At 49.1% G+C, this 1904-nt stretch carries 1 protein-coding gene; it reads left to right on the top strand.

Annotated features, from left to right (window positions below):
* Positions 1–596: 596 nt before the first annotated feature.
* Positions 597–1904: beta strand repeat-containing protein (locus ACOCEA_RS10660; RefSeq protein ID WP_420756232.1), on the top strand; the 1308-nt coding region annotated here is incomplete at its 3' end.

Genomic DNA, 1904 nt, shown 5'->3' with positions numbered 1-1904 from the left:
ACGCTTCCGGCAACACGACCACGATCAGCGACACGTCGATATCGACTTTAATAGACAATGGAGATAGTACTTTCACATATACAAATGAGACAGGAACACCAGTGACGATTACATTAATTAGTGCAGATGCCAATAATGATATCGTAGTAGGTTCTGATGGCGGCTTATATCTTAACGTTGCCTCTGTTACCATCTCGGAAACGATTACAACACTTGTGGACAATGCCAACGGCACCTTCACCTATATGAACGAGGATGGCGTAGCCACGACCTTCGATGCGAAGATCGCCTCTGTGGTGGACAATGTGGACGGGACCTATACGATCACGGACGACTTCGGCACTTCGGTGACCATCGACACGAACAACACGGTGACCACTTTGGTGGACAACGGTAACGGCAGTTTCACCTACACCTCCGAGGACGGAACGGTCACTACCTTCACGGAGACCCTGAGCTCCTTAGTGGACAATGCGAACGGGACCTTCACCTATACGAACGAGGATGGCGTAGCCACGACCTTCGATGCGAAGATCGCCTCAGTGGTGGACAATGTGGACGGGACCTATACGATCACGGACGACTTCGGCACTGCGGTGACCATCGACACGAACAACACGGTGACCACCTTGGTGGACAACGGTAACGGCAGTTTCACCTATACCTCCGAGGACGGAACGGTCACTACCTTCACGGAGACCTTGAGCACCTTGGTGGACAATGCCAACGGCACCTTCACCTATACGAACGAGGATGGCGTAGCCACGACCTTCGATGCGAAGATCGCCTCAGTGGTGGACAATGTGGACGGGACCTATACGATTACGGACGACTTCGGCACTGCGGTGACCATCGACACGAACAACACGGTGACCACTTTGGTGGACAACGGTAACGGCAGTTTCACCTATACCTCCGAGGACGGAACGGTCACTACCTTCACGGAGACCCTGAGCACCTTGGTGGACAATGCGAACGGGACCTTCACCTATACGAACGAGGATGGGGTTACGACATCATTCGATGGTACCGATAACCAAACAGCCACTGAAGTATCTTATGATAATACTAGTTCTTTATTAGCTGCTGTAAACGTTCAAGATGCTATTGATGAGTTGAACGGCCTGGCAGGTACTGTTGCCTTAGCGGACAATGGAGATGGAACTTATACTTTCACCGATGCTGCGGGAAATATTACCTTGATTAGCGATACTTCTATTTCAACTTTGGTGAACAATGGTGATGCAACATTTACTTATACGAATGAGGCAGGAACGACTGTAACGATAAACTTGATAAGTTCGGATGCCAATAATGATATTGTCGCTGGATCGGACGGTGGATTATACTTGAACGTGGCCTCTGTAACGATTTCTGAAACTATAACCGACCTTACGGATAATAATGATGGAACGTTTACTTATGTAAATGAGAACGGGATATCACAAACCGTAAGCAAGGCGAATATTACTGATAATACAGACGGTACCTATACCTTTACCAATAATGATGGTAGCGATGTTATTATAAATACAAATGGTGTAGCTGTAAGCAATACCGTAGCAGGAAACCGAATAGCAACGATTACCGATGCAGGAGGGACCATAAATGATATTAACGAGACCCTGAGCACCTTGGTGGACAATGCCAACGGGACCTTCATCTATACGAACGAGGTCGGCGTTGCCACGACCTTCGATGCGAAGATCTCCTCTGTGGTGGACAATACGGACGGGACCTACACGATTACGGACGACTTCGGCACTGCGGTGACCATCGACACGAACAACACGGATGCCCAGACCATCGCATTGAACAACACGACGAACATCCTTACCTTAGGTAACGGAACGGCAGCTGATACGACAGTGGACCTGAGCGGTTATGTAAGTACGGACGACCAG

It is taken from the genome of Maribacter luteocoastalis (assembly GCF_048890225.1).
GTDB classification, from domain to species: domain Bacteria; phylum Bacteroidota; class Bacteroidia; order Flavobacteriales; family Flavobacteriaceae; genus Maribacter; species Maribacter luteocoastalis.
This window is presented reverse-complemented; position numbering and strand designations above follow the sequence as displayed.